The 21,829-nt window shown below is 70.8% G+C and carries 13 protein-coding genes and 1 pseudogene; 8 read left to right on the forward strand and 6 right to left on the reverse strand.

Annotation, left to right across the window (positions count from 1 at the left end; genetic code table 11):
• Positions 1-286: 286 nt before the first annotated feature.
• A complete protein-coding gene (locus ACFY2Z_RS26255) occupies positions 287-2,233 on the reverse strand; it encodes an NAD-binding protein (protein WP_390746663.1) in 1,947 nt (648 codons plus the stop codon).
• Positions 2,234-2,636: 403 nt separating this feature from the next.
• On the opposite strand from ACFY2Z_RS26255, the gene ACFY2Z_RS26260 reads away from it, so the two are divergent.
• Together ACFY2Z_RS26260 and ACFY2Z_RS26265 are read left to right on the forward strand one after the other, a co-directional pair.
• Positions 2,637-3,584 carry an MIP/aquaporin family protein gene (locus ACFY2Z_RS26260; RefSeq protein WP_390746556.1) on the forward strand — a complete coding sequence of 316 codons (948 nt, stop codon included), beginning with the start codon at positions 2,637-2,639 and terminating at the stop codon, positions 3,582-3,584.
• 92 nt (positions 3,585-3,676) lie between these two features.
• Positions 3,677-4,888: an amidohydrolase family protein gene (locus ACFY2Z_RS26265; RefSeq protein ID WP_390746557.1), complete on the forward strand. Its 1,212-nt coding sequence runs from the start codon at positions 3,677-3,679 to the stop codon at positions 4,886-4,888.
• A gap of 14 nt (positions 4,889-4,902) precedes the next feature.
• On the opposite strand, the gene ACFY2Z_RS26270 is transcribed toward ACFY2Z_RS26265, so the two are convergent.
• The 4 genes from ACFY2Z_RS26270 to ACFY2Z_RS26285 form a co-directional block, all read right to left on the reverse strand.
• Positions 4,903-5,529, reverse strand: a complete 627-nt coding sequence (locus ACFY2Z_RS26270) for a GntR family transcriptional regulator (RefSeq protein WP_390746558.1) — start codon at positions 5,527-5,529, stop codon at positions 4,903-4,905.
• Between the two features lie 354 nt (positions 5,530-5,883).
• The gene (locus ACFY2Z_RS26275) at positions 5,884-10,065 is read right to left on the reverse strand and encodes an AAA family ATPase (protein ID WP_390746559.1); all 4,182 of its coding nucleotides are present in this window, start codon (positions 10,063-10,065) and stop codon (positions 5,884-5,886) included.
• A gap of 665 nt (positions 10,066-10,730) precedes the next feature.
• The gene (locus tag ACFY2Z_RS26280) at positions 10,731-12,494 is read right to left on the reverse strand and encodes an MOSC domain-containing protein (protein WP_390746560.1); all 1,764 of its coding nucleotides are present in this window, start codon (positions 12,492-12,494) and stop codon (positions 10,731-10,733) included.
• A 119-nt stretch (positions 12,495-12,613) separates the two neighbouring features.
• Entirely contained in the window at positions 12,614-13,156 is a 543-nt protein-coding gene (locus ACFY2Z_RS26285) for a CGNR zinc finger domain-containing protein (protein WP_390746561.1), read from the reverse strand.
• Between the two features lie 208 nt (positions 13,157-13,364).
• Here ACFY2Z_RS26285 and ACFY2Z_RS26290 point away from each other — a divergent pair, with 208 nt between their 5' ends.
• The 4 genes from ACFY2Z_RS26290 (at position 13,365) to ACFY2Z_RS26305 (ending at position 17,664) form a co-directional block, all read left to right on the forward strand.
• Entirely contained in the window at positions 13,365-14,234 is an 870-nt protein-coding gene (locus tag ACFY2Z_RS26290) for an alpha/beta fold hydrolase (RefSeq protein WP_390746562.1), read from the forward strand.
• A gap of 42 nt (positions 14,235-14,276) precedes the next feature.
• On the forward strand, positions 14,277-15,137 hold the full coding sequence (locus tag ACFY2Z_RS26295) for a DUF427 domain-containing protein (RefSeq protein WP_390746563.1): 861 nt from the start codon (positions 14,277-14,279) through the stop codon (positions 15,135-15,137).
• 217 nt (positions 15,138-15,354) lie between these two features.
• Positions 15,355-15,483, forward strand: a complete 129-nt coding sequence (locus ACFY2Z_RS26300) for a hypothetical protein (protein WP_390746564.1) — start codon at positions 15,355-15,357, stop codon at positions 15,481-15,483.
• A 255-nt stretch (positions 15,484-15,738) separates the two neighbouring features.
• Positions 15,739-17,664 carry a YncE family protein gene (locus ACFY2Z_RS26305; protein ID WP_390746565.1) on the forward strand — a complete coding sequence of 642 codons (1,926 nt, stop codon included), beginning with the start codon at positions 15,739-15,741 and terminating at the stop codon, positions 17,662-17,664.
• Positions 17,665-18,085: 421 nt separating this feature from the next.
• Here the strand turns inward: ACFY2Z_RS26305 and ACFY2Z_RS26310 are convergent, their stop codons facing one another.
• Positions 18,086-19,924, reverse strand: a complete 1,839-nt coding sequence (locus ACFY2Z_RS26310; RefSeq protein WP_390746566.1) for a hypothetical protein — start codon at positions 19,922-19,924, stop codon at positions 18,086-18,088.
• Between the two features lie 364 nt (positions 19,925-20,288).
• On the opposite strand from ACFY2Z_RS26310, the gene ACFY2Z_RS26315 reads away from it, so the two are divergent.
• Complete coding sequence (locus ACFY2Z_RS26315) at positions 20,289-20,777, forward strand: hypothetical protein (RefSeq protein WP_390746567.1); 489 nt, start codon at positions 20,289-20,291, stop codon at positions 20,775-20,777.
• A gap of 533 nt (positions 20,778-21,310) precedes the next feature.
• Positions 21,311-21,610 (forward strand): annotated as a pseudogene (locus tag ACFY2Z_RS26320) (hypothetical protein); the annotation flags it as partial.
• Positions 21,611-21,829: the final 219 nt, after the last annotated feature.

A 21,829-nucleotide genomic window follows, 5' to 3' on the forward strand; every position in this document is an offset into this window, starting at 1 on the left:
GCCTAAGCCCCGGCCCCGCCTGACCCCCGGCCCCGCCCGGGCCCCGGCCCCGCCTAAGCCCCGGCCCCGCCCGGGCCCCGCCTCGCCTAAGCCCCGCCTCGCCTAAGCCCCGGCCCCGCCTGACCCCCGGCCCCGCCCGGGCCCCGGCCCCGCCTAAGTCCCGGCCCCGCCCGGGCCCCGCCTCGCCTAAGCCCCGCCTCGCCTAAGCCCCGGCCCCGCCTGACCCCCGGCCCCGCCCGGGCCCCGGCCCCGCCTAAGTCCCGGCCCCGCCCGGGCCCCGCCTCGCCTAAGCCCCCGCCCCCTCGCGCCGCCTGCGTCCTAGGAGCTCCGCCAGGCCGCGGCGCGTAGCGGCCAGGACCACCCGGTCCTCCGGCCGCAGGACATAGGTGGGCGGCAGGTCCCAGACCAGCCCGGAGGGGCGGCCCGGACCGCCGGTCTCGGGGTCCGGCGCCAGGGCCCGTTCGCCGGGTGTCGCGGTGTCCAGGGCGAGCACGCGCCAGGCCCCCGCCCGGAAGGCCTGCGCGACCGTCCGCCCCTCCAGCTGCGGATGCCCGGCCACGTCCACGGCGGCGAACAGCAGCACCCGCCGCTCGACGGGGATCGCCCCCAGGATCTGCCGCCCCAGCATGGCCCCCGCGAACGCGGGCGCGGCCAGGTGCGACACGCTGCGGCTGCGGGTCAGGGCGTGCGGGTGGGCGGCGCGCAGGGTGCGGTAGACGGCGGTCGCGAAGTCGTCGTCGTACAGACGCAGGACGACCCGCAGGTCGGGCCGCACGGAGCGGGCGTAGAGGACGGCTTCCAGGTTGGTGGTGTCGGCGCTGGTGAGCGCGAGCAGCGCATGCGCCCGGTGAATCTTGGCGGCCTCCAGGACGCCTTCCTGTGTCACGTCGCCGAGCACGACCGGCACCCGCAGCCGCCGGGCCGTGGCGAGGCCACGAGCCTCCGGATCGCCCTCGACGCACACCACGGGGATCTTCAGCTCCCGCAGCCGGGTGAGCACCCGCGTGCCGATCTTGCCGACGCCGAGCAGCACCACATGGCCGGACAGTCCGCGCGGTGGCCTGCGCAGCGCGGTCCCGCTGCGGAAGGTGCCGAGCGCCTCCAGGACGGCCGCCACCAGCACGGGCAGCAGCAACAGCCCCACGAGACCGGCCAGCAGTTGCAGGATCTGACGTCCCGCGGGTTCCCCGATGGCCGGATTGTTGATCGCGAACAGATCGAGCAGCGTCAAGTACGTGGCGCGTAGCGGGCGTTCCCCGGTGACCGCCATCGACGCGATGGCCAGCGCCACGACACAGCCGACGAGTCCCGCGAACGACCAGCGCAGCCGTCGTGAGACCAGCGAGCCCAGGGGGACGACACTGCGTCCGGCGGGCAGTGCGGGACCCGCGTAGGAGACGGTCTCCAGGACGACCGTGCCGCGTCCGGTGGCCGCGGCGATCGCCCGTTCGTCGGGCAGGAGTTGCGGCCCCTGCTCGCCGCTGCCCTCGGAGCCGTCGGCGCCGGCAGGGTCGCTCGCCGTCGCCGACAGCAGCGCCAGGGTGCACAGTCCGGGATCGGCGACCTCGCCGGGGCGCGGCGGCGGGCGTTCCACGGCCCGCAGCATCAGCCCGTCGGTCTGCACCACCTTGGTGGTGCCGGCCACGGCCGTCGCCGCCAGGGCGGGCGCCGCGGTGTCGGCGTCGGACAGGACGGTGGTGGACGCGTCGAACGGCTCGGCCTCCCCGTCGGTCCCGCCGGAGGCCAGCGTCGCCGCCTGGTCGAGGAGCGCCTCGATGTGCTGCCCGAGCCGCCGGTTGTAGAGCCGCAGCACGAGCCGGAGGCGCGGGTTGAGACGGCGGGCGGTGAGCGCGGCACGGATGTTGGTCTCGTCGTCGTCATAGACGAGCGCGAGGGCCGTGGCCCGCTCCACCCCGGCCTCGGCGAGCACGGCCTCGGAGGCCTCCGAGGCCTCCAACAGGCGTACGGCGCCGGGCGGCTGGGAGGTACGGACGCCCCCGGCGCCGGCGCCGGCGGCGCGACCGCCCGTGCCGTCGCCGTTGCCGTTGCCCGCCGCACGCGTCACGGCGGCGGAGACCCGGTCGAGCAGCGCGGAGGCGCGGGCACGGCCCACCACCGGCTGCCGGGCGACCCGTGTGGCGGGTGGCACGACGAGGATCACCTGCTCGTCGTACACCCCGCGCAACTCGGCGGCCAGCCGGTGCGCGAGTCCGTCGTCCCCGCACACCACCATGTGCGCGACCGCGTCGCTCGACCCGTTCTGTTGCGGAACGCCTGCCACGAGGAGAAAGACTGCCTTATGAACAGGCCGGTTCCACAGGGGCGGGAGGGCTTCCGAGCAGGATCTCCCCGTGCGACCTGCCGTGGGGAGGCTTTCGGGGAGGGGCGCTCCGAAAGGCTTCGCCGCCTTTCGTGAAAAGGCGGCGGCAGCCCTCGCGATCCGGTGTCATCCGAACGGGTAATCGTGCTGGAAAAGGCAGCGATCCGTGCGTCTTCTGGGTCATACTCGTGGTGTTCCCGCTCTGTGTCGTGCTGTGTTCCGTGCGAGGAATGCGGAGGTCGTCACATCCGAATACGCAGGCCCGGATGGGTGGCATCGGCTCCACGGGCCGGACCGTTCCCTGAGGGGGCTCGTCATGGCCGTGGAAATTCCGCCCCTGGTAAAACCCTCACGGCTCAGGAGCCGAGGGGGCCTTTTCGGTGAATGCCTCGCGGAATTCCTGGGGACATGTGTCCTTGTCTCGTTCGGGTGCGGTGTGGTGGCCATGGCGGTCGCCGCGCTGCCGGGTTCGGGCCGTACGGCGGGGCCCACCACCTTTTTCCTGGGCGCCGGCGACTGGCTCCTCATCTCCTGGGGCTGGGCGCTCGCCGTGACCTTCGGGGTGTACGTCGCCGGCGGCGTCAGCGGCGCGCACCTCAACCCGGCGGTGACGCTGGCCTTCGCGGTGCGCCGCGGGTTCTCCTGGCTCAAGGTGGTGCCGTACATGGCGTCGCAGCTGGCCGGCGCGTTCGTCGGGGCCGCGCTGGTGTACGCCGTCTACCACGACGCGATCAACACCTTCGACCGCACCATGACGGGCCCGAAGACCAATGGGCACACCCTCGCCACCTTCTCCATCTTCGGCACGTTTCCCGCGGCCTACTACCAGGGCGGAATCTGGGGCCCGCTCGTGGACCAGATCGTCGGTACGGCCTTTCTCGTCATGTTCATCGTGGCGGTCGTCGACCGGCGCAACACGGCGGTGCAGGCCAATCTCGGCCCCCTGGTGATCGGCTTCGCGGTCGCCGCCATCGGCATGTCCTACGGTGCGAACGCCGGCTACGCCGTCAACCCGGCCCGGGATTTCGGCCCCCGTCTGTTCACCTGGCTCGCGGGCTGGAGGGACCTCGCTTTGCCCGGCACCCTCGCGGGGTCGTTCAGCGACTACTTCTGGGTCCCCCTCGTCGGACCCCTCGTCGGCGGAGTGACCGGGGTGCTCGTCTACGACCTGTTCATCGGCGACATCCTGCACGCCCGGTCGCAACTGGGCGAACTCCCGGAGGCCGGCCGGACCCGCCCCGAGACGGACTCCGGGGAGAAGTGACCGGGCCCGCCCGTGCCCCCGCCCCTTGCCGCCACCGTAGGTGCCGTCTACCTTGAATCTGACGCTCCGTCAGATTCTGAGGGGGAGAGGCAGTGGGAACGGAAGGCAGCACAAGGGACCTGCCCAAGGTCATCAGCGTGGACGACCATGTGATCGAGCCCGCGCATCTCTTCGAGACCTGGCTCCCGGCCAAGTACCGGGACCGGGGGCCGAAGCCCCTCACCGCCGGCATCGGTGACCTCCGGTACGTCGGCGGCAAGTACCGGTTCACCACCGACCCGGAAGGCCAGATCACCGACTGGTGGCAGTACGAGGGCGAGCTGTTCCCGTACAAGCGGATCATCGCGGCCGTCGGCTTCTCCCGGGACGAGATGACCCTCGACGGCATCACCCGTGAGCAGATGCGGCGCGGCTGCTGGGACCCCAAGGCCCGGCTGGAGGACATGGACCTCAACCATGTCGAGGCATCGCTCTGCTTCCCGACCTTCCCGCGCTTTTGCGGACAGACCTTCGCGGAGGCCGGCGACAAGGAGGTCGCGCTCGCCTGTGTCCGCGCCTACAACGACTGGATGGTCGAGGAGTGGTGCGGCGACAGCGGAGGGCGGCTGGTCCCGCTGTGCCTGATACCGCTCTGGGACATCGACCTGGCCGTCGCGGAGATCCGGCGCAACGCCGCACGCGGCGTCCGGGCCGTGACCTTCAGCGAGATCCCGACCTACCTGGGCCTTCCGTCGATCCACTCCGGCTACTGGGACCCGTTCTTCGCGGCCTGCGAGGAGACCGGGACCGTCGTCAACATGCACATCGGGTCGTCGTCGCAGATGCCCGCCGCGTCCCCCGACGCCCCGCCCGCCGTCCAGGCGTCGCTCAGCTTCAACAACGCGATGGCGTCCATGATGGACTTCCTCTTCTCCGGGGTCCTCGTGAAGTTCCCCCGGCTCAAACTCGCCTACAGCGAGGGGCAGATGGGCTGGATCCCGTACGCCCTGGAGCGCGCCGACGACGTGTGGGAGGAGCACCGGGCCTGGGGTGGGGTCAGGGACCTGATCCCGGAGCCGCCGTCGTCGTACTACTACCGGCAGATCTTCTGCTGTTTCTTCCGCGACAGGCACGGCATCGAGGCGATCGAGACCGTCGGTGTGGACAACGCGACTTTCGAGACCGACTACCCGCACGTCGACTCGACCTGGCCACACACCCGGCAGGTGGCGGCGGAGCATGTGGCCGGACTGCCCGACGACGTGACGTACAAGCTGCTGCGCGGCAACGCCATCAGGATGCTGGACCTGCCCTTCGACCGATGAGCCGGCCACCCGGCTCACCACCTCTCCAGGGGCGTGGTGAAGACCAGCTCCGTGCGGTCGCCGGGCAGCGTGACATCACAGACGTCCACCACGCGGCCGTCGATGTCGTACGACGTCTTCCGGAGGAGGATCACCGGCGTGCCCGGCGGCAGCTCCAGCTCCTCGGCCTCCTGCGGAGTGGGCGGGCGCGCGGTGATCCGTTCCTCGACGCGGTCCACCTCGATGCCCACCGTGAACAGCTGGTTCTGGGTGCTGCCGGGCCAGGGCTCGTTGCGCTCGTCCAGGAGATCCGGGTTCGCGGCGACCAGTTCGCGGACCAGATACGACGTCACCAGGCCGAACGGGGCGGACCCCGCCACAGACCGCGTCCGGTAGGTCCGTTCGACGAGCGCGGTGCCCTCGGGCACCCCGAACGCCTCCGCCAGCTCCCGGGGCGCCTCGATCTCGCGGTATCGGGCCCGGATCGTGAGGTCCTGGCGCCTCAGGCCGGTGTCGTGTTCCGTGGCGCCGGTCCGGGCGCGCTCGGCCAGGGGCTCGCGCGCACGGTTCTTCTCCCACTGATGGCGCCCGTTGTCGCGAACGACCGCGATGCGCGGGCGGCGCCGGAGATCGTCCGCGATCCCCTCGTTCGGCTTGGGCACGGGTGCTCCCCGATCCGGGGTCTGGGGCCTGGCGCGGCGGCGGGCGGGGCCGGCCGACGGCCGGAGATCAGCGTACGACTGCTCAAGGAACCCGCCGGTGGAGCGCGCCGGTCGCCGGGAACCACGTCCCGAACCGCGTCCGAACCGCGTCCCGGAAAGCGCCCGCACCCGGACATGGCAGCGCCCGCGCCCAGGCATGGAAAGGCCCGACCGCTGGCGACGGGGGATGCACCAGCGATCGGGCTGTGCTCCAGCGTAACAACGCCGCTCGGGCGGCGGGAGCCGACTGCTCGGCCGTAGCGGTGAGTTGTGAGCGGGATCACGTGGAAACCGCCCGTGGGCCGCCCGGCTCCCTCACCCGCCGCAGGGCGGTTTGTACGAGAGCCGGGGCAGATACTCGTGCCACCGCTGCGGGGTCAGCACGCCTCGGGTGACCGAGCAGATGTGCTGGATCGCCTCGTCGGAGTCCAGGCGCCACAGACGGATCGTGTCCGAGCCGCTCGACACCCCGAGCACATGGCTGTTGGGGCTGAAGGACAGGAAGTTGCCCGTCTTGGCGTTGGGACTCATCGACTGGCCGATGGGGGTGGCCGACTGCGGCCGGTCGACGTCCCAGAGCCGTACGGTGTTGTCGTTGCCGCCGCTGGCCAGGGTCTGGCCGGACCTGCTGAACGTCAGCGACGTGACCGCCTCGGTGTGGCCGGTGAGCGGGGGACCCAGCTCGCTCGCCGCGGGCGGGTCGGTGACGTTCCAGAGCCGTACGGTGTCGTCGTCGCTGCCGCTGGCGAGCGTATGGCCGTCGGGGCTGTAGGCGAGCGCGTTGATCGGCCCGGAGTGCTCGGTGAGCGGCCCGCCGAGCGGTGCCACGTGAGCGGGGTCGGTCACGTCCCACAGCCGTACGGTGCTGTCCGCGCTGCCGCTGGCGAGCGTATGCCCGTCCGGGCTGAAGGCGAGGGCGTTGATGAAGCCCCGGTGCCCGGTGAGCGGCTTGCCGAGCGCGACGGCGCGGGAGAGGTCGCTGACGTCCCACAGCTGGATGGTGCGTTGGTCGTAGGCGGTGGCCAGGATCCGTCCGTCAGGGCTGTACGCCAGTGCGTACGACCCCATGAACCGGGTCCGCAGGGGCAGGCGCGGCCCGGTGGCGACCGGGTGGGTCGGATCGGTGACGTTCCACAGGTACACCGACTCCTTGTCGGTCAGCACCACGAGCGTACGGCCGTCGGGGGAGAACACCAGCGACCGCTGGCCGCCGTCGGCGGGCATGAAGGGCTTGCTCATGAGCTGGGGGCGGCCGGGGACCGCCACGTTCCACAGCCGGATCCTGCCGTCGTTCGCGACGGTGGCGAGCAGTTCGCCGTCCGGGCGGAACACCCCGTTGCGGCCGGCCATGTCCGAGGTCGGGGTCGACCACAGACGGACCTTGCTGTCACCACTGCCGGTGGCGAGCGTCCGGCCGTCCGGACTGAACCCCAGGGCGTACATCTCGCCGCTGCCGCCCGCGAGCGGCTCCCCGACCTGCGAGGGCCAGTTCGGATCACTGACGTTCCACAGACTCGCCGTGCTGTCCGCGCTCGCTGCGGCGAGCCGCCCCCCGTCGGGGCTGAAGGCCACGGACCAGATGGCCCCCGTGTGGCCGGTGAGCGGCGAGCCGATCGATTCCGCGTGCTTGGGGTCGGAGACGTTCCACAGCCGGATGGTGTCGTCGGCGCTGCCGCTGGCGAGCGTCTGCCCGTCGGGGCTGAAGGCCACCGAGTGCACCAGGTCCGTGTGGCCGGTGAGCGTCCGCAGCCGCCCGGGCCGGCGTGGATCGGCCATGTTCCACAGCTGGATGGTGTCGTCGTCGCCCCCCGCCGCGAGTGTGCGCCCGTCGGGGCTGAACGCCACGCAGCGCACGGCGGCCGTGTGACCGCCCAGTGAGGCGAGCGGCTTCGGTTTGCGCGGGTCGGCCACGTTCCACAGGCGTACGCTGCGGTCCTCGCCGGCGGAGGCCAGCGTGTGCCCGTCCGGACTGAAGGCGATCAGATAGATCGTGCCCTGATGGCCCGGCAGGGGGTCGCCGAGCGACGCGGGACGGGCGGGATCGGTCACGTCCCACAGCCGGATCGTTCCGTCGTCCCCGGCGCTGGCCAGGGTGTGCCCGTCCGGGCTGAAGACGGCACTGCTCACCCAGCTCGTGTGACCCGTGAGGGGCTTGCCCAGCGGCTCGGGGCGGCTGCGGTCGGCCACGTTCCACAGGCGGACGGTCCGGTCGTAGCTGGCCGTGGCCAGGAGCTTGCCGTCGGGGCTGAACGAGGTGAGGTACACCGCGCCGTGGTGACCGGGTAGGGGAGTGGCCAGGGGCGCGTTCACGATCGAGATCAGTCTGCTGTACGTGCCCTTGTCGTCCGGCCGCAGGTCGTGTGCGACCAGGTCGAGCTGGGCGGCCAGCGACGGATCCGTGTGCTGGACCCGGTCCGCCTCCGCGAGCACCTGTTCGAACACGGCGTCGTCCCGCTGCCGCCACGCGACCACTGCGGAACCGGCCGCGAGCACCGCGAGCACGACCAGCGCGGCCACGGCGGCACGGCTGATCAGGACCGTACGCCGACGCAGCCTGACCGAGGCGGCCAGGAACTGCACGGCGCTGCGGGTCAGATAGGTGTCCCCGGCGGACTCCGCCCAGCCGCGGGCCTGTTCGAGCCGGGAGCCGCGGTAGAGCAGCGAGTTGTCCCGGTCCGAGACCTCCCAGGCCCTGCCGTCCTCCTCCAGCCGCTGCCGCAGCAGATTGCCGTTCCGGTCCTCGTCGATCCAGTCCCGCAGCCGGGGCCAGGCGTGGAGCAGCGCCTCATGGGTGATCTCCACGGTGTCCGCGTCGAGGGTCACCAGCCGGGCCTGCACCAGCGCTTCGAGGGACTCCTCCGTCTTGCCGGGGTCCGTCGACTCCTGTGACAACTGGCGCCGGGTGCCCCGGCGACGGGTGGCCTGGGTGTCCTCCCCGAGCCGCACCAGCCTGAGCAGGAGCAGCCGTGCGGCCGTGCGCGCCGCCGGGTCCAGACTGGACCAGGCCCGCTCGGCGGTCGCCGCCACCGCGCCCTGGATCCCGCCCGCCGCGCGGTAACCGGCCAGCGTCAGCCGTACCCCCTTGCGGCGCTGCCAGGTGGCGAGCAGAGCATGGGACAGCAGTGGCAGAACCCCCGCGTTGTGGGTGCCGCGCGGGCCGTCCGCACCCACCTCACGGAGGATCAGCTCGGCCAGTCCCGGCTCCAGTTCGAGTCCCACGGCCTTGGCCGGACCCGTCACCGCATCGCGCAGCTCCGCGGTGGTCAGCGGGCCGAGCAGCATATGGCGGTGCTGCAGAGCGTCGGCCAGTTCGGGGTGGCTGAGGCACTGCTCGTAGAAGTCGGCACGGATGCCGAGGAGTATCTGCACCGGGGCCCGCTCGCCGGGCCCGGCCGGTGAGCAGGCGGCATGGAGCAGCTGGATGAAGATGCCCCTGTCCACCTCGTCGGCGCAGAGGGTGAACGTCTCCTCGAACTGGTCCACGATGAGCACCGGGCGGGCGGACGGGGACGCCTCACGCCCCGCCCAGGCCGCGACGGCCTCCCGCACGGCGTGCGGGAAGTGCGGAGCGCCGGCGTCCTTGAGGGCGGGGCCCGTGGCCGCGGGGTCCCTGGCCACGGGTTCCCTGGAGGCCGCGTCTCGCGCCGGCGTTTCCCGCGCGCCCTCTCGCGGCGTCTCTCGTAGTGCTTCTCGCAGCGCTTCTCGTGGCGCTTCGCGCGGCGTGGAATCCCGCGCGGCGGCGTCCCGTGTGACGACGGACGACGCGACGGTCGCCTTCGCGGCGGCGACCACGGGCGCAAGTCCCGGAATCTGCCGAACCAGTTCCCCGAGGGGGTCGCTTCCCGGTACGAGCTGCAGGACCTCCCGCGCCCGGCTGCCCTCGTCGCTCAGCACGCGGTTCTGCAACGCGGGCACCAGACCGGCGTTCAGCAGGGACGATTTTCCGGCTCCCGAGGCGCCCACGAGCATGACCAGCCCGCCGGACTCCTCCGCCGCGCCGAGCTGGGCGACGAGCGCCTGAGTGCACCGCTCCCGGCCGAAGAACCACCCGGCGTCCTGCCGCCGGTACGCGGCCAGACCTCGGTACGGGCACACTCCGGTGACGTCCGGGGCCTCGACCGGAGGCCGTTCCTCCTCTTCGGCGTCCGTATCGGGCCGTTCGCCCGCCGGATCGGCCACCGCCCGCTCCCACAGACGCTGCCACTGGGCCACGTCGTACAGGCCCTTGGACACCGCAGCGGGCCGTGCGCGCCGCGCCTGGGGTATCAGGATGTGCAGCACCGCGGCGAGCGCGGCGAACTGGGCCGGCACGTTCTTGGCCCGCCGCCAGTCGCTGATGCGCTGCGCCGAGACACGTACGGGTCGCCCCCGTTCGTCGACCCGCTGCAGTCGGTCGACCGCTTCGGCCACGCGCTTGAGAGGAGGGTTGCCGGCCTCCTTGTACAACAACGCGAGACGTTCCGCGAAGGCTGTGCGTGCCCCTGAGTCGGAGCTCAAGGCCTTCTCTCCTTACTTCCCCCGCAGTTGGACATCCGGACCGGAAAACTCACTTTATATGGCTGACCTGCGATGAAGCCGCCGGTTTGACATCGAAGCCTCCTCGGGGGGACCTGCCAACTGGCAGGATCATGACCCAGAGCGCACCAAAGCGCATCGTCAGGAACAAGCCAGTGGCCCGGCGTTCGAGAGTCATCTCACGACGCACGTTCTCGGTCGTTTCCGCCGCAGTGACGGGGTGGAGGCGACGGTCTGGCCGCGGGAGCCGAGGCGATCCGTGGAGCCGGGACCGGGACGCATCCCGGACACCGCTGTCGCGTCGGTCACGGATCCGGCCTCCCGCCGATCCGCGCCGTTCGGTACCGGTCCCCACGAGGGGAGGGACCGGTACCGAGCGCCGCGGTGCACATGGCCCCCGCTTCAACTCACCGCTCACCCCGGCAGCCACCCCACTTCTCCGTCTCCGGAGCGGCCGCGCCGCGGCCGGTCCCTGCGACCGGGCGCCGACCGGAGTCGGCCGCCCACTGAGTGGGGCGCCGACGGGAGCCAGCGGTTGATCGGGCCGGGGGCCTGTCGTCAAACTCGCGTCGCCGCCAGGAGGGCGGCCCTGCGGCGTCAGATGCGTGCATGGCGTCGAGGGGCAGGCGGGAGTTCGCCGACAGGCCCTAGAGGTCGAGCACGACTTCGGTGGTCGGCTCGCTGCAGCAGACGAGGACGGTGCCGGCTTCCGGGAGTTCGAGCGGCGGGGTGGTGTAGGTGATGTCGCCCGACACAAGGTGGGTGATGCAGGTGTGGCAGACGCCCGTACGGCAGGACCAGCGGGTCGGGATGTCACAGGCCTCGGCGAGATCGAGCAGCGAGCCGTGAGCGGGTGCCCAGGGGGTGGTGACGCCGCTGCGGGCGAAGGTGACGAGAGGGCCGGTGCCCGGCGGCCCGGCTGGCAGATGGGGCCGGACCGCGGCAGTGGGCGCCACGCCGGGATTGATGGCGGGGAGCGCGCTGAACCGTTCCGTGTGGATCCGTTCGGGGCGCAGACCGTGATCCCGTAGATGACCGCCGAAGTCGTCCATGAAGGCGGTCGGTCCACAGAGGTAGGCGTCGGCGTCGGTGGGGATGCCCATGGCCGCGAGTGACGAAGGGGCCGGGCGGCCCTGGGTGACGTCGGGCTCGCCGGGACGGAGGGCGGCCTCCGCGGTGTAGTAGATGTGCCGGTGGGCGTGGGGGAGTTGGGCCAGGAGCGCCCGGACCTCGTCCGCGAAGGCGTGATGGGCGCGGTCGTGGGCGATGTGGATCCACCAGAGGGGGCGTGTGTCCCGTGCCGCGGCGAGCTGGTGGAGCATGGCGAGTACGGGAGTGGCGCCGATCCCCGCGGAGACGAGGACGACCGGGCGGGTGCCCCCTTCGAGCACGAACGTCCCGCGTGGGCTGGCGACGTCCACGAGATCCCCGGGGCGCAGCGTGCTGTGGATGAAGCCGCTGACCTTCCCGTGGGGCTCGTGCTTGACGCTGATGCGATAGGTGCCCGCGGTGGGGGTGGAGGACAGGGAGTAGCTGCGCACGGCGGGGGCCGCTTCGCCGACGGCGAGACGGAGGGAGAGGTACTGTCCGGCGCAGGCCTCGGGCAGGGGTGTGCCGTCGGTGGTGTCGAGATAGACCGACGAGACGGCCGGGGTCTCGGGGACGATACGGGCGACGCGCATGGTCTTGAAGCCCGGCCATCCCGGTTCTTCCCTGGGCTGCCGGCAGGCGGTGAGTTCGCCAGGCCAGCCCGGTTCCTGCTGGGGCTGCCGCGTGGCGGCGAGTTCGCGGAAGGACTGCTGCCATCCGGGGCTGAGGGCGGGGATGTTCAGCGCTTTGCGCAGCTTCGCGGGGTCGCGGTCGGGGAGGTAGAGCAGCGCGTCGGTGTCGGCGACGCTGAGTTCTTCGGGACCCTTGCGGATCAGGGCGATCTCGTCACCGGCCTGGACGCGCCCCTCGCTGAGAACACGCAGATAGAAGCCGGGACGGTGGTGGGCGACCAGCAGGGCGGCCATGGTGGGTTCGCCCAGGCGCATCCCGACGCGATAACAGGTGACGCGCGGCTGGGTGACCTCGAACTCGGCCTCGCCGATGCGGTAACGATCACCGATGCACACCTCGTCGTCGGGCAGGCCGTCGACGGTGAAGTTCTCCCCGAAGGCGCCGAACGCCAGGTCGTCCCGGCCGAGTTGCTTCTGCCAGTACTGATAGGACTGCAACTGGTAGACGAGAACGGCACGAATCTCACCGCCGTGCCCGGCCAGATCGCCTTGCCCGTCACCCTCGACATTCAGCCGCCGCACCATCCGCGAGCCGTGCACAGGGGACTTCCAGGCCCCGGTGCGAACGGTCCTGCCCTGCCAGGGGACGTCCTTGGGCATCCCCACGTTGACGGACAACAGCGTCGCCATCGCGGACCTCCTGCGCCGAGCCCCCACTTTCCTGAGGGAACCCGCTGACCGCGCACGACGCAAGGCGACGGATCGTGTCGCGCCGCACCCGGACGATCGCACAGAGTACCCGCCGGAGGTCATTCCCGAAGGTGTCGCTCGCCTGCGGTGTCGCGGGTTCGCTGGTAGTGGCGCCTTGCCTTCATACGGTTGCCGCAGACGGCCATCGAGCACCAGCGGCCCTTGTTGGTCTTGCTGCGGTCGATGAGGAACAGCCGGCACTCCGGGTTGGCGCACGCTCGCAGCCGGCCGGGCATCGCCTCCTGGAGCCCGCTCCACGCCATGACCGCCTCCACCGCCATCCGGCGCTCCGCAGGGGCGTCCAGCTCCCACGACACCCCTGCGGCCAGGAGGTGCGGACGGGACGTGACGTCCTTCAGGAGCGGGGCCAGCGACGCTGCGGGCCGGGCGCCGCGCACCACGTCCTGCAGGGCGTCACGCGCCTGAAGAAGATGCCGGCGCTCCTCGGCCGTACCGCTGCCGCCGTGGGCCTGCTGCCAGGACCTGGCCACTGCCGGATCTGCCAGCTGGTCCTGCACCACACCGTCGACCACCGGCGTGCTGTTGAGGAGCTCCAGCAGAACGTCCTGCCGCGCCCGCTCCTGTTCCCGGTCGCCCGTCACCACGCCTCCTAACCGCATAAGCCTCCTAGACAGGTTACCCGGCCGCGCGGGGGACTGTGCGGCTGCGCTGGCTGCCGACCATCCACGGGCGGAGGCTGGGGTGGGGGTGGCACCCCTCGATCTAACCTTAAAAACAACCTTGACAGGTTAGGTGAGGCGTGCTCGACTGGATGAATAACCAGTAAAGGCATCCAGAGAGGTTAGGGATATGGCCCCCGAAGTCCACCACCGCACCGCCCCCGTCAACGGTCTCGACGTCTTCTACCGGGAGGCCGGCGACCCTGCGGCACCCGCCGTCGTACTCCTCCACGGCTTCCCGACCAGCTCGCACATGTTCCGCCACCTGATCCCGGCGCTCGCCGACCGCTACCACGTGATCGCCCCGGACCACATCGGCTTCGGCCAGTCCGCGATGCCCGCCCCGCAGGACTTCCCGTACACCTTCGAGGCCCTCACCGAGGTCACCGCGGGCCTGCTCCACCACCTGGGCATCGACCGGTTCGCGCTGTACGTGCAGGACTACGGCGCCCCCATCGGCTGGCGGCTCGCCCTCCAGGACCCGGACCGCGTCACGGCGATCATCACCCAGAACGGCAACGCCTACGAGGAGGGCTTCGTGAAGCCCTTCTGGGACGGCGTCTTCGCCTACGCCGAGGACCCCGCACCGGACAACGAGGCCGCCATGCGGGGCGCCCTGACCCCCGAGACCACCCGCTGGCAGTACCTGAACGGCGTCGCCGACCCGAGCCTGGTCAGCCCCGACAACTGGGTCCACGACCAGGCACTGCTGGACCGCCCCGGCAACGACGAGATCCAGCTCGGGCTCTTCCGCGACTATCCCACCAACGTGGACCTCTACCCGCAGGTCCACCAGTACTTCCGTGACTCCCGGGTCCCGCTGCTGGCGGTCTGGGGCGCAAACGACGAGATCTTCCGCCCCGACGGCGCCACGGCGTTCGCCCAGGACCTGCCCGATGCCGAGATCCATCTGCTGGACTCCGGGCACTTCGCCCTGGAGAGCCACCTCGACACCATCACCGAGCACATCCGCGGCTTCCTCGCCCGCGTCCTCCCCTGACCCCCGACGACACCCACCGTCCCGCCCCCGGAAGGAACCGCCATGGGACTGTCCTGGCAGCAAGGCCCCCTCTCCGCCGGCGCGATCGGACACTTCCTCACCCCTGAGCCCCTGCCCGAACGCCTCCTGTTCGCCGAGCCGCTGCGCCGCCGTATGCGCGTGAGGTTCAACGCCACCTGGATCGCGGACAGCGAGCACGTCCTCCTGCTGCACGAACCGGGCCGCTACCCCGTCGCCTACTTCCCCCGCGAGGACGTCGACGAACAGGCCCTGGTCGCGTCCGGGAAGGTCACCCACCACAAGGACCTCGGCGACACCGCCTGGTACGCGGCGCGCGCGGGCGACCGCACCACCGAACGCGCCGCCTGGGAGTTCACTGCTCTGCCCGGGCACGCCGCCGAACTCCAGGGCCGTATCGCCTTCGCCTGGCGCGCGATGGACGCGTTCTACGAAGAGGACGAACGTATCCTCGGCCACGCCGCGGACCCCTACCACCGCATCGACATCCGCGAGACCTCCCGCAGCCTCGAAGTCCGCCTGGACGACACCGTCATCGCCCGCTCCGAGCACCCCGTCGTCCTCTACGAGTCCGGATTCGCCCCACGCTGGTACGTCCCCCGCGCCGACATCGACGAGACCCGGCTACGCCCCGTGGAAGGCCAGACCTTCTGCCCCTACAAGGGCCTGTGCGACTACTACGACATCGGCGACGCCCACCGCGCCGCCCGGGCGTACCCCGACGCCTACCGGCAGGTCGACCGGATCACCGACCTGGTCTCCTTCGAACCGGACAAGACCGAGGTCCACCTCGACGGCAAACGCCTCGACCTGGAGCCGGGCCAGTACGTCGTCCCCCACGGCGCCGACCGCGGCCTGGGCGTCGACGAACTCGAGCCCCACTGACGGAAGGACCGTCGGACCGCGTCAGTCGACGAGCAAGACCTCCCCGGCGGACGCGGCCCTTGACCGACACCGCCTCCTCGGGGCGATCGGGGTTGGTCGCGGGGGCGTCGTCTTCGGCTGGTTCGTCCTCAGCCGTCAGGCCGGTCACCCACAGCGGCATCAGCCAGTGCACTGCGAGGACGGCGATGAGTGCCGGTACGGGATACGCCGTCGGGGCATGACCGACTGTCGCGCCCGCGATCAACAGGCCGATGGCGGTTGCGGCAAGGAGCAGGGCCGTCATCCGGTGGGCGCGGGCCTGCACCCGGGCTCGTTCGGCCAACTGCCGTTCGGGAGCCGCCTGTGAAGCCCTGGTGGAGGGTCACCCGGTGGTCATCACACCCACCGGGCGTCGTGGTGAGCCGAGTTGTCGCCCGTCAACGAATGTTGCTGTCCCTACCGCACAACCAATCTCGCGCATCGACTGTCACACCCATGACATACGCTGCCGCTGGCAACCGCGCCCCGATCACCACCGCACAGTTTCGGTCACGTTTGGGCGATGCGCGACGCCATCGGCTCCCGGCCTCAGGCCGGGACTCCTCGTGGGGGTTACACAACTATGCGTAGGCGCAGCATCTCAACCGCGACGGCGCTTGCGGTTCTCTTCAGCTCGGCAGCGCTGAGCGTCGTGGCGGCCGGTACGGCCTCGGCGGCTCCCGCCTCCGTGTACGCGGTCGGCGGCTTCGTCGTCGACGGCGCGATCGGCCGGGTCTTCGTCGGTGACGCCGAGACCGGCAAGGTCTACGCCGCCGACTACAACGGCAACCAGGTCGGCGAGGCGGACGGCATCACCGACGTCACCGACCTCGCCCTGTCCGACGACGGCAGCACGCTGTACGCGGCCGCCTCGGGCAACCACCAGATCGTGGCGCTGGACGCGGCCACCCTGAACGTCAAGACCCGCTACACCGTGCCCACCACCACCGGTCCGACCCATGTGGCCGTGTCCGCCGGCAAGGTGTGGTTCACCTACGGCGACCAGTGGGACGGCAACCTCGGTTCGGTCGACCCGGCCGGCGCCGGCACGGTGACGACGGACCAGTACACCAACAAGCTCTGGGGTCAGGCGCTGCTCGACACGGACCCCGGCCAGCCCGGCGTCCTCGCCGTCGGTGAGACCGGCCTGTCCACCGACTCGATGGCCGTCCTCGACGTCTCCTCCGGCGCGCCGCAGCAGGTCGCGTTCCACCAGGGCAACTACTCGCTCAACAGCGGCATCCGGGACATCGACCTGGTGCCCGGCGGCACCCACGTGCTGGTCAACGGCACCGAGCGGCAGGCGTACGCGAACGGCACGTTCACGGCCGACGGCGCCTATCCGGCCGGGACCGACGCCGACATCGCCGCGAACGGGCTGGTCGCGCAGGCGAACGGCGGCACGGTGTCGGTGTACCGGCCGGATGACACCGTGCCGATCCGTACCTACAACACCGGCTCCAACGGGGCGAAGACCCCGCTGGCCTGGTCCCCGGACTCCACCGAGCTGTTCGCCCTCGTCGGCACCAACAGCGGCTGGGTCGTCACCCCGCTCGGCAACCCGACGCTGGAGCAGCCCACCCTGACGGTGCACGCCCCGTCCACCGCGACCGGCGGCAAGCAGCTCACCGTCTCCGGCACGCTGTCGACATCGACGCAGCTGCCCGCCGACACCAGGCTGACAGTCGTCCGCACCGACGCGGAGAACCCCAAGGGCACGGCGCTGCCGGCTGTCACCGTGCAGGCCGACGGCTCGTACTCCTTCACCGACACCCCGCACGCCGGCGGCACCGCCACCTACAAGGTCTCCTACGCGGGCGACGGCACCCACGCGGCGGCCACCGCCACCGCTCAGGTCAAGGTCTCCTTCGCGACGCCGAGCGTAACCCTGAACAACAACGGCAAGGTGTACGACTACAACAAGGCCGTCACCTTCACCGCGCACCTCGGCTCGACGTACAAGAACCGCACGGTCGAGATCTGGGCCAACCCCTACGGCGCCGACAAGCCCAACAAGCTGGTGAAGAGCGGGACCGTCGACTCGGGCGGCAACCTCTCCGTGACCATCAACATGGTCCGGGACACGGACGTCACCGCCGTCTTCAAAGGCGACACCCGCACCGCGGCCAAGACGGTGAGGTCCACGGCGTACGCGCACGTGGCCGACTCCCTCGCGGTCTCCCGGCAGTACAAGACGGCGAAGATCGGCACGACCCTTTACTACTGGTTCCACAAGAACGTCGGGCCCCAGTTCACCACGACCATGACCTACTACCCGGGTCGCAAGCAGCGCCTCGAACTGCAGGTCTACGTCAACGGCAAGTGGCAGTCGGGCGGTTCCGATTACTTCAGCCTGGGCAAGGACGGCAAGTCCGTCGTCCGCATCCCGGCCCCCGGCAACTCCGGCGTCAAGGCGCGGATGCGGTCCTCGTACATCGACGGCGCGTCCGGCGACACCGTGAACACGACGACGTACGGCTCCTGGAAGTACCTGTACTTCACCAACTAGCCGTACACAGCGCCACATGTGGTCCGCCGTCCTTCGTGCGCGAGGGACGGCGGACCTGGTCCTGCCGCAACCTGCGCGGGATCGGCACCGGGCCCCGTCCCTTTCCCGGCGCAGGACCATCCCGTGCCCTGGTGCCGGACAAGCCGCTTGCCGTCAGGCGCGCGTGACTGGGTCGCTGATGCCGCCGGCAGCACCTTCCGGCCGGGTGTGACCTTGGATGTCCGCGTGGGCATCGGCTCCACCGCAGGGCGCAACACCGACACCTCCGGGCTCTTCGGCTGGGCGTCGCGCACTCCGTTCACCCGGATGCGGACCGGATGAAGGCGGAGCTCCTCGTGGCGCGTGGCCGAGGGCCGCAATGGCGAAGGGCGCACCGGAGGTTGCCGGTGCGCCCTTCGCGGTGGTCGTCGGAAAAGGCCGCTCAGCGCACGTCCACGTAGTCGTGGTAGCTCTCGGCGTCCACGTAGGAGCCGGACGCGAGGTAGACCCCGACCCAGGTGCCGTCCTGCTTCGCGGTGAAGCGGGCGGTGAAGTGGCCGTGCGAGTCGCTCTTGACGGAGCCCAACTGCGTCCAGGACTTCTTGCCCTTGGCCTGGAAGAGGATGTAGACACGCTGCTTGCCGAACGCCACCCATTTCGTGCCGCTCAGCCGCTGCAAGGTGCCGGTGGCGGTCACGGTGTGGCCCTTGCGCACCGGCTCGGGACCGGCGTTGAAGCCGGTGATCCTGGTGGCGGTGCGGTTGAAGTGCACGGAGTTGGAGTAGCCGGACTGGTAGTCCGACGACCCCGCCGAGTACAGCCGCCAGTAGCCCTTCGGCACCGACACGTACCCGGCGAGGTCGAAGGTGCCGTCGGACTTCGTGTTGAACCAGCCGAGCGACTTCCAGCCGGTCTTGCCGTCGGCCGACTGCTGGAGATACAGCTTCCGGTTCGGCGGCACCTTTCCGTTGCTGCCGTTCATGCTGCCCTGGATGTGCAGGTCGGAGTACTCGTCGATCCAGCTCGAACAGAAGCAGATGTTCGTCCGGTTGATGACGTCGACCTTGAACTGCGTGTGCGAGGCGGTCAGATACGGGTCGGCCAGGTAGCTGTCCCGGCTCGTCTCCACCGTGTACGTGCTGTCGTCGTACGGCATGTACGGGTCGGTGAGCGTGAAGCGGCCGCCGGCACCGCTGGTCGCCGTGGCGTAGTAGCCCATGTCGAGCGCGACGCCCTTGGCCGGGCGCCAGGTGCCGTCGTACAGGTACTCCACGACACCGGACGAGGACGCCTTGGCGCCGAACTTGATCTGCACGCTGGAGTGGTCCAGCCGAATCCGGCTCGGGCTGACCACGACCGGCAGGTTCTTGCTGTCGACGAGCACATAGGTGCTCGTGCCGTCGGGGTTGGCGATCCAGAAGGAGAGCGAGACCGGCACGGACGTGGCGTTCTCGCCGTTCAGCCGCGGCGCCACGTCGATCGCGTAGCTGCCGTCGGCGGCGGTGACGGTGCTGTAGGCGTTCTCGGCCGTCACACTCAGCGCCTTGCCGGCCAGCGGCGAGGTGTCGCCGGTGATCGGGTCGAAGAGCGAGATGCGGCCGCTGAGCATGACGTGCGTGTGCTCAACGTCCAGCACGGCGGGGCTGATGCTGCGGTCGGCGAAGACCGGCTTCGGCTCGACGTCCACGGTGGTGGCGTCCGCCGCCGATGTGCTGTCACCGTCGCTGTCCTGGGCGCTGACCGTCACGTGGTAGCTGCCGTACGAAGGCAGTTGCGACATGCGCGGCGAGCGCCAGACACCGTCCTGCGGCGTGCCGGAGACGAGCGTGAAGCCGGTGACTGCGACGGTCGCCGGGTTCGCGCCGTGCAGCTCGGTGAGGTCGGCGGACACCTTGGTGATCGCCGAGTCGGAGGAGACGGCGACCGTCAGGAAGCCGGCGTCGGAAGGGTCGGAGCCGACGCTGCCGAACACCGGGGCGCTGGTGCCGTCGGCGGGCGCGCTGCCGCTCGGGTCGGGCGTCGGGTCGCCGGAGGGCGGGTCGGACGGGGTCGGATCGGCGGGGGCCGGAGTGTCCGACGGTTCGCCGATGGGCGGGTTGGACGGGGTCGGGGTGTCCGAAGGAGTGTCGGACGGGGAGCTGGTGGGCGTGTCCGCCGGCGTCGAATCGGCCGTCGGGTTTGTGGTCGCGGTGGCCGCCGGGTCCTGCCCGGGCGTGTCGCCGTCCGCCGCGTACGCCAGCGCGGGCGCGGCGAGGAGTGCGGCGCCCAGTGCGGCGGACACGGCCGCCGACACCAAAGAGCGTGTTCTCACTGCTGGATTCCCCCCAGGGAATGGCGTGGCCTCGCTGCCCCGGATATCCGGAGGCCGGCCCCGCTCTTTGTACGGTTGCTGTGAACATCACGCAACACATCGAACTCTAGTGCCTGCCTCCGACACGGGAGCAAGGGGTTTGTGGAACCGGCGGAGGACCTCACCTGCCCCTGCCTGCCCGGTTGTTGAGAGGACCCTGCCCAGAGCGGTCCGCCGGTGTCAGGGCGACCCGCTGACGACCGCTCATGCCCAGTCGGGCGGTGCGTCCGGTACGTAGTCGGGATCTGCACCATGGACTTCACGACGTGGCAGGGGGCAGGGGGCTCGAACGGCGTTGCGCGGGCCGGTCATCACCGCCGAGAACGCGGCGTACGACGAGGCCCGCGAGGCCTGCAACACGGTGATCGACCGGCGGCACCGGGCCACCGACCTGCCCCACCCGGGCTTCTTCGCGAACGGCCTTGATCTCACCGCCGCGGTGCGGATGGGCTCCTGGCCAGAAGATGGCCACAGGGCCCACGGCGATGTGTTGTTCCGTCGCCGCGCTAGGCTCCCCCACCGCGCCGACGAGAGGAGCCCGCAAGTGGAGGCGTACCAACTCAGTGTTGAGTTGGGAAACTGGACAGTCTGGATCGGCTTGGGCCTCGCGGCGGTCTGGGTGGGGACAGGCCGATGGCGGGACTGTCCGCGCCCTGAAGGCAGGAGCGCCGAAGAGGTCGCCGCCGTGGCGCGGCGACGGTCCCGGCTGGTCAACGGTTCGATGCTTGCCGTCGCCGCGCTGTGGATCCTGGCGAATGTCGCCATCGTCGTCTGGGCTCCGTGAAAGCCGGCGCCCTCCGAGTCCTGGCGGCAGGTGGGCCGATCACACAGGTCGTGGGACACCGGGGTGGGCCGCCGATGTGCGCTGCTGTTGACGTACGGGTTGGCGTACGCCAACGGCTGGCGCGGCAGGCGCGTGTCCTCGTGCCCGCTACGTGTCCCCAGAGAGAATGGGACGGGCACCGCACGATGGGACCCTTGATCACCCGCGTTGTGGTGGTCCTGCCGACGGCAGGGGTGTACGGCGAGATCACCGGCCCACGTCCCCAAGCTTGTCAGCACCCGAGGTCGCAACGGCGTAGCCATGAACGGCCAGTTCCCTACAGCGAATTTCACAGGTATCAAGTCGCGACCGGTCATCGCGTTGTCAGCAATGCCAGCGATTCGCGCCAGCCTCATAGTCGCAGGTGATCTCACGTCCTGCTGCGTCCGTGGTCGTCTCCCCCACGTCGAGCTTCCGACAGAACTGGCCGGCGTGGTAGCAGTTACCGGCGTTGGATCGGATGCTGCACAACTCCGTCGTAGTGGAGCTGCCCGATGAGGACGAGCCAGCAGCCGGCGACTTGTTTCCGCCCAAGCTGGAGCCGGAGCTGCCGTTCGAGGACGAGTCGTCATCGGAATCGGGCCTCCTCTTCCCCGGAGCCCGCCCAGGCTGTCCAGATCAAGCGCCGGCGCACCGAACGCAAGACCGGCAAGACCACCGTCAAGACGGTCTACGCCGTCACCAGTCCGACCGCCGAGCAGACCACCGCGGCCCAGCTCGCCGAACTCGTCCGCGGCCATTGGACGATCGAGGCCCTGCATCACGTGCGCGACACCACCTTCGCCGAGGACGCCTCCCAGCTGCGGACCGGCAACGCGCCCCGTGCGATGGCCACCTGGCGCAACCTTGCCATCGCAGCTCTCCGCACGGCCGACGTGAAGAACATCGCGGTCGGCCTCCGCCGCAACGCCAGCGACCCTCGCCGCCCCCTCGCACTCCTCGGCCTCGGATGATCACGAACCGGACGTCATGCGACTACGCCGAAGCCCTGTTGCTCTCAGTAGGACAGAAGT

Source organism: Streptomyces sp. NPDC001222, assembly GCF_042896945.1.
Lineage (GTDB): Bacteria > Actinomycetota > Actinomycetes > Streptomycetales > Streptomycetaceae > Streptomyces > Streptomyces gibsoniae.